Here is a 7005-nt window from a genome sequence, read left to right as displayed (position 1 = left end):
GTCGCCGACGAAGTGATCGGCGGCTTCGGCCGCACCGGCGAATGGTTCGCGCATCAGCACTTCGGCTTCGAGCCGGATCTGATCACGATGGCCAAGGGCCTGACGTCGGGTTACGTGCCGATGGGCGCGGTGGGCATCCACGAACGCATCGCGCGCCCGATCATCGACAACGGCGAATTCAATCACGGCCTCACGTACTCGGGGCATCCGGTCGCGGCGGCGGTGGCGGTCGCGAACCTGAAGCTGCTGCGCGACGAGGGGATCGTCGAGCGCGTGAAGCGCGACATCGGGCCGTATTTCCAGCGTCGGCTGCGGGAAGCGCTCGGCGATCATCCGATCGTCGGAGAGATCGCCGGGGCGGGGCTGGTCGCGGGTGTCCAGCTCGCGCGCGATCGCGAGCGGCGCGAGCGGTTCGACGCCAGCGCCGATATTGGCACCATCTGCCGGGACTTCTGCTTCAACGGGAATCTGATCATGCGCGCGACCGGCGACCGGATGCTGCTGTCGCCGCCGTTGGTGATCAGGGAGGCGGAGGTCGACGAGATCGTCGACAAGGCGAAGCGCGCGTTCGATGCGACGGCGGAGCGGGTGGGGCGGGCAGGGTAGTCAGTCGTCGCGACGCGGCGATTGCATGTGGTCGCAGCGTCGTTGCCCGTCGAACGGGCTCGCGAGCGCAAGGAAGCGTGCAGGGGAGGCGGGCCGCAGCAGAAAGGCGGCCGCAAAACGAAAAGGGCCTGCGTCGTGAGACGCAGGCCCTTGAATTCTTTGGTGGGCGGTACTGGGATCGAACCAGTGACCCCTGCCGTGTGAAGGCAGTGCTCTACCGCTGAGCTAACCGCCCAAAGAAGCTGAAATTATGTCAGAGCTTTTCGGGTTCGTAAAGCACTTTCTTCAAATATTTTTCAGGCCGGTGCAAAAGGTTCGTCAGCCGGCCGTCGACGGCTCGACGAGATCGAGGATCGAGCCGTCGCGCTTGAGCGTCGCGAGCACGATGCTCGAATTGATCGACATCACGCCCGTCGCGCGGTGCAGGCGGTTGATCACGAAGTCGGAATAGTGGTCGAGGTCGCGCGCCCGCACCGTCAGCACGTAGTTCGAGCCGCCCGTCACGATCTGCGCGGCGATGACTTCCGGCCACTGTTGGATCGCCTCCACGAACCGGTCGTGCCATTCGGGCACGTCCGGCCGCATCGACACATGCACGAGCGCCTCGAATGCGACGCCGACCTTCTTCGGATCGATCGTGCAGCGGTAGCCCGAAATGGCGCCGCGTTCCTCGAGCAGCTTCACGCGCCGCAGGCACGCCGACGGCGACAGCGCGACCGCATTCGCGAGGTCCTGATTGCTGATGCGTCCGTCCCGCTCGAGATGCCGGAGGATCCGCATGTCGGTTCGATCCAGATTCATTTCGCAGAATCCCATAATTTTTGAGATGACAAGCGCAGACTCTACTGCAATGGCGGCGATTCGTCATCGAAAAGTGAAGCTCATTCTATTTCGTCCTCGATAACATGCGCCCCATGCCTCGACCGCACGGCCTGACGCGCTGTCACGCCGCCGGCCGACTCGCCGCCTTCAACTTCCAGCGTCATTCCGCCATGTACGAACACATTCCCGCCTATCCGGGCGACCCGATCCTGTCGCTGTTCCAGGCGTTCCAGCAGGATGCCCATCCGCACAAGGTCAACCTCAGCATCGGTCTCTACTACGACGAAGCGGGCCGCATTCCCGTGCTGGAGAGCACGCGTCTCGCGGCCGAGCGCGTGCGCGAAGCCGGCGCGCCGCATACGTATCTGCCGATGGAAGGGCTCGCCGCGTATCGGCAGGGCGTGCAGCGCCTCGTGTTCGGCGCCGACTGCGCGGCGCTCGCGCAAGGGCGTATCGCGACGCTGCAGACGCTCGGCGGCTCGGGCGCGCTGCGGCTCGGCGCGGAGTTCGTGAAGCGCTATTTCCCCGACAGCGCGATCTGGATCAGCGATCCGACGTGGGACAACCATCGCGTGATCTTCGCGGCGGCCGGCCTCGACGTGCATACGTATCCGTACTACGACGAAGCGCGCAACGACCTGCGCGTCGACGCGATGCTCGCGGCGCTCGACGCGCTGCCCGCGCGCAGCGTCGTGCTGCTGCAGCCGTGCTGCCACAACCCGACGGGCCTCGACCTCGGCCGCGACGCATGGCGCGCGGTGATCGACGTGCTCGCGCGCCGCGGGCTGATTCCGTTCCTCGACATGGCGTACCAGGGCTTCGGCGACGGGCTCGACGACGACGCATGGGCCGTGCGCGCGATCGTCGAAGCGGGACTGCCGGCGATCGTCAGCAACTCGTTCTCGAAGAACTTCTCGCTGTACGGCGAGCGCGTCGGCGGCCTGTCCATCGTCTGCGCGAGCGCGGGCGAAGCGGCGACGGTGCTGAGCCAGTTGCAGGCCGGCGTGCGCCGCACCTATTCGAGCCCGCCGCTGTTCGGCGCGCAGCTCGTGTCGGCCGTGCTGAACGACGACGTCCTGCGTGCGTGCTGGGAAGACGAGGTGGCCGAGGTGCGCACGCGCATCAAGCGCATGCGCGGCGCGCTGAAGGCGCGGCTCGACGCGCGCCTGCCGGCGAGCGCGTTCGATGCGCTCGTCACGCAGCGCGGCATGTTCAGCTACACGGGCATCGCCGCGACCGACGTGGACCGGCTGCGCGCGTCGCACGGCGTCTACCTGCTGCGCTCGGGCCGCATGTGCATCGCGGGCCTGAACGACGCGAACGTCGACCACGTCGCGAACGCGATCGCCGACGTGCTCGGCGGCACGTCGCGCCAGGCCGCCTGAGCGGCCGGGCCAGAACCGAAGGAGGACACGATGGCAGACACGATCCCGGTCGACTTGCCGCAACTCGCGCAGCCGTTCTCGTGGGCGACCCGCGCGAGCGGGCTGATGTTTACCGGCCACGGGCCGGTCGATGCGTCCGGCGCGATCGCCGGCGACACGATGACCGAGCAGGCGCGCATCACGCTCGGCAATCTCGCGAAGGCCGTCGCGGCGGCCGGCGCGACGATGGACGACGTCGCGCAGGTGCTCGTCTATCTGTCCGACGTGAAGGCGATGCCCGAATTCGACGCCGAATACCGGCGCCACTTTCACGAACCGTACCCGAACCGCACGTGCGTGGGCGTGCAGGGCTTCGCGCACCCGGACATGCGCGTCGAACTCGTCGCGTACGTCGCGCTGCCGGCGGCACGCGGCTAGCCGGCACGCGACTTCGCGACGATCGCAGCACCCACGATCAACGACAAGCATCAACACCCCCCGACGAACATCAAATATTCAGACAAGGATGGAGACGAAGATGAGGCGTATCACTCGATTCGCAGTACCGACGATGGCGGGCCTGCTCGCCGCGAGCGGCGCGATGGCGCAGAGCAGCGTGACGCTGTACGGCATCGTCGACCAGAGCATTCGCTATACGACGCATGCGAACGCGTCCAACGACGCGAGCGTGCAGATGACCAACGGCGCGATCACCAACAGCCGCTGGGGCCTGAAGGGCAGCGAAGCGCTCGGCGGCGGGCTGAAGGCGATCTTCCAGCTCGAGAGCGGCTTCGAGCCGCAGAACGGGCAGCTCGACGGCGCGCTGTTCGGCCGCTACGCGTATGTCGGCCTGGCGAGCGACTGGGGCACCGTGAAGCTCGGCCGGCAGGCGACCGAGGCGTTCAACCTGTTCGGCGATCTCGATCCGCTGACGGTCGGCAACTATACGGCCAACATGTGGCCGTACTTCCTCACGCAGGGCCGCGCGAGCAACGTCGTCAGCTACGACGGCACGTTCGGCGGGCTGAACGTCGGCGCGAGCTACGGCTTCGGCGGCGTCGCGGGCAGCCTCGGCGCGAATGCGTACTGGGGCACGCACGTGTCGTACACGCTCGGCGGGCTGATGGTCGGCGCGACCTACCAGCAGGCGCGCGACCTGAACAGCCGTGCGCAGCAGGCATGGGGCGCGGGCGCACGCTACGCGTTCGGCGCGGCGACGCTGTACGCGGGCTATCTCGGCGGCATCGACCGCACGGGCCTGCTCGACCGGCAACTGCTGAACGCGCCGGGCCGCGACGTGACCTACGGTTCGTTCGCCGACAATCCGCGCCGCGACGCGATCTTCTATACCGGCGCGAGCGTGAAGGTCACGCCAGCGGTATCGGTGACGGGCGTCGCGTACTACGACGACATCCGCAACGTCAACGGCGTCGCAGGTAACGGAGGGAAGCGCTATACGGGCGTGCTCGAGGCCGAGTACGCTCTGTCGAAGGCGACGCAGGTCTACGCGACGGTCGACTACAACCGGGTGACCGGCGGCGCGTTCACCGAAATGCCCGGACGCGGCAACCAGACGGGTATCGCGGCCGGCTTGCGCCACATGTTCTGAGCACGCGGCGCGCGGTGGCCGGTGCGGTCCGGCACCGGTCCGTGCGCCGTCGATGTTTCGACCGGACACACGTTTTCGAACGAGGTCATTCGATGCAACCAGAAGGGCAATTCCAGCACATCGCGGCGCGCGAGCAGGGTCTGCGCCGCACGCTTTCCGCACGGCAGATGGCGATGATCGCGATCGGCGGTGCGATCGGCACGGGTCTCTTTCTCGGCAGCGGGTTCGCGATCGGCTTCGCCGGCCCGAGCGTGCTCGTCAGCTACGCGATCGGCGCGTTCATCTCGCTGCTGCTGATGGGCTGTCTCGCGGAGATGACGGTCGCGCACCCGACTTCCGGGTCGTTCGGCGCGTACGCCGAACATTACGTGAGCCCGTGGGCCGGGTTCCTCGTGCGCTATGCGTACTGGGCGTGCATCGTGCTCGCGGTCGGCACCGAAGTCACCGCGATCGCGCTGTACATGAAGTACTGGTTCCCGGGCGTGCCGGGCTGGCTGTGGATCGTCGGCTTCTCGGCGCTGCTCGTGTTCGTCAACGCGCGCAGCGTCGACGTGTTCGGCGCGGTCGAATACGGCTTCTCGGTCGTGAAGATCGCGGCGATCGTCGGCTTCATCGTGCTGGGCGCGTACGTCGTGTTCGGCAATCCGGCGCTGGTCGGCGACGGCGCGGCCGGCGCGGGCTTCCACCATTACACCGAGCACGGCGGGTTCTTCCCGAAGGGGATGTGGGGGATGTGGGTCGCGGTGATCGTGTCGATCTTCAGCTACCTGAGCATCGAGATGATCGCGGTCGCGGCGGGCGAGGCGGAAGATCCCGAGCGCGCGGTGACGCGCGCGTTCCGCTCGACGATCGTGCGGCTCGTGCTGTTCTACCTCGTCACGCTCGCGCTGATGCTCGCGATCGTGCCGTGGACGGCGGCGGGGCGCGACGAAAGCCCGTTCGTGAAGGTGATGGAGGCGATCCACCTGCCGGGCGCGGCCGGGCTGATCAACTTCGTCGTGCTGATCGCCGCGCTGTCCGCGATGAACAGCCAGCTCTACATCACGACGCGGATGATGTTCAGCCTGTCGCGCGCGGGTCATGCGCCGAAGGCGCTCGGCGAGGTGAACACGCGCGGCGTGCCGTTCGGCGCGCTGATGCTGTCGACGCTCGGCATCGCGCTCGCGACGGTCCTGAGCGTGCTGTATCCGGACGCGTCGTTCACGATCATGATGTCGGTGTCGATGTTCGGCGCGCTGTTCACGTGGATGATGATCTTCGTCACGCATTACTGCTTCCGGCGGCGTCGCGCGGCGCTCGGCCTGCCGGCGCCCGCGTTCCGGATGCGCGGCTTCCCGCTGCTGACGCTGCTCGGCGCGGCGCTGATGCTCGCGGTGATGGTGACGACGTACTTCACGGCCGAATTCCACATGACGCTGATCTTCGGCATTCCGTTCCTGGTCGCGCTGTCCGTCGTGTATGCGGTGTGGTATCGGCGCGCGCAGCCGGTGCTGCAGCCGGAAGCGAAATAGCGGAGAAGTACCGGCGCGGCGTACCGGCGCGCCGGCTCAGCCCGCGAGCGCGGGCAGCGCGTCGATCGACGCGCGCACGTAGTCGGCGAAGCGCAGCGCGACCGGTTCGGCGGTGCCGCTGCGCTTCAGCTCCAGCGTGCGCGATTCGAGCGACGCATCCTTCAGCGGCCGGAACGCGAGCCGGTCGCTCTTCACCTGCTGCAGCACGCGCGGCACCAGCGCGATACCCATCCCGAATTCGATCATCGACAGGATCGTCTGCCAGAGCCGCGCCTCGTGACGGATCAGCGGGCTGAATCCCGCGTTCACGCATTGCGCGATGATCAGGTCGTGATAGTGCGGCGCCGCGTCGCGCGGAAACAGGATGAACGGTTCCGCGGCCAGCGCCGCGAGCGCGACCTGCCGGCGCCGCGCGAGCGGATGCGCGGCCGGCAGGCAGCACACGAACGGTTCCGCGTAGACGGGCGCCGATTCGACCTCGGGCGGGCAGTGGCCCCAGTGCGCGTAGCCGAGATCGATCTGGCCGCGCTGGATCGCCTGCACCTGCGCCTGCGTGTTCATCTCGCTCAGCACGATCTCGACGCCCGGATAGTCGGCCTCGAAGCGTCGCACCGCGTCGGGCAGCCCGCGATACAGCATCGAATGGACGAAGCCGATCCGCAGCCGTCCCGCGAGACCGGACGCCGAGCGCACCGTGAGACGCTCTGCCTCGGCCGCCTGCAGCAGCAGCCGGCGCGCTTCGCCGAGCAGCACCGCGCCCGCGTTGGTCAGCGCGACCGTCTTGTTGGTGCGGGAAAAAAGCTGCACGCCGAGCGCATCCTCGAACTTGCGGATGTCGAAGCTCAGCGCCGGCTGCGAGATGAACAGGCGCTTCGCCGCGCGCCCGAAATGCAGCTCCTCGGCGACCGCCACGAAGTAGCGCAACTGCCTCAGTTCCATGGTGCGTCCTCCCCGCATCGGCATCGATAAGCGTCGTCTATCGTACCGGATAAATCCTGTATTGGACGCTTATCGATCGCGCGCCTACGCTCTGCTGAACGCCTGGCACCAGCCGGCCGCGCCGCCACGGCGCGGGCACCGGCCCGCAGCCGGG

At 67.6% G+C, this 7005-nt stretch carries 7 protein-coding genes and 1 tRNA gene; 5 read left to right on the top strand and 3 right to left on the bottom strand.

The features are described from left to right. A partial coding sequence (locus WS49_RS29970; RefSeq protein ID WP_156441473.1) for an aminotransferase class III-fold pyridoxal phosphate-dependent enzyme occupies positions 1–606 on the top strand: 606 nt, incomplete at its 5' end. Positions 607–766: 160 nt separating this feature from the next. On the opposite strand, the gene WS49_RS29965 is transcribed toward WS49_RS29970, so the two are convergent. Beyond that, positions 767–841: transfer RNA gene (locus WS49_RS29965), tRNA-Val, on the bottom strand. Positions 842–924: 83 nt separating this feature from the next. Further along, positions 925–1407, bottom strand: a complete 483-nt coding sequence (locus tag WS49_RS29960; RefSeq protein WP_059535916.1) for an Lrp/AsnC family transcriptional regulator — start codon at positions 1405–1407, stop codon at positions 925–927. A gap of 191 nt (positions 1408–1598) precedes the next feature. Between WS49_RS29960 and WS49_RS29955 the strand changes: the two genes are divergently transcribed. From WS49_RS29955 to WS49_RS29940, 4 genes are all read left to right on the top strand, one after another. Then, the gene (locus tag WS49_RS29955; RefSeq protein ID WP_059535914.1) at positions 1599–2813 is read left to right on the top strand and encodes an amino acid aminotransferase; all 1215 of its coding nucleotides are present in this window, start codon (positions 1599–1601) and stop codon (positions 2811–2813) included. Between the two features lie 30 nt (positions 2814–2843). Continuing rightward, positions 2844–3230, top strand: coding sequence for a RidA family protein (locus WS49_RS29950; protein WP_059535912.1), 387 nt, complete (start codon positions 2844–2846; stop codon positions 3228–3230). Between the two features lie 100 nt (positions 3231–3330). Further along, the gene (locus tag WS49_RS29945) at positions 3331–4401 is read left to right on the top strand and encodes a porin (protein WP_373557211.1); all 1071 of its coding nucleotides are present in this window, start codon (positions 3331–3333) and stop codon (positions 4399–4401) included. A 92-nt stretch (positions 4402–4493) separates the two neighbouring features. Next, entirely contained in the window at positions 4494–5912 is a 1419-nt protein-coding gene (locus WS49_RS29940; protein WP_059535908.1) for an amino acid permease, read from the top strand. Positions 5913–5948: 36 nt separating this feature from the next. Here WS49_RS29940 and WS49_RS29935 read toward each other — a convergent pair whose 3' ends face one another. Beyond that, the gene (locus tag WS49_RS29935; protein ID WP_059535906.1) at positions 5949–6851 is read right to left on the bottom strand and encodes a LysR family transcriptional regulator; all 903 of its coding nucleotides are present in this window, start codon (positions 6849–6851) and stop codon (positions 5949–5951) included. Positions 6852–7005 lie beyond the last annotated feature (154 nt).

The sequence above is a fragment of the Burkholderia sp. RF7-non_BP4 genome (genome assembly GCF_001521935.1).
In the GTDB taxonomy this organism is placed as follows: Bacteria; Pseudomonadota; Gammaproteobacteria; order Burkholderiales; family Burkholderiaceae; genus Burkholderia; species Burkholderia diffusa.
Note: the sequence above shows the minus strand (reverse complement) of the source record. Positions and strands in the feature narration are given on the sequence as shown.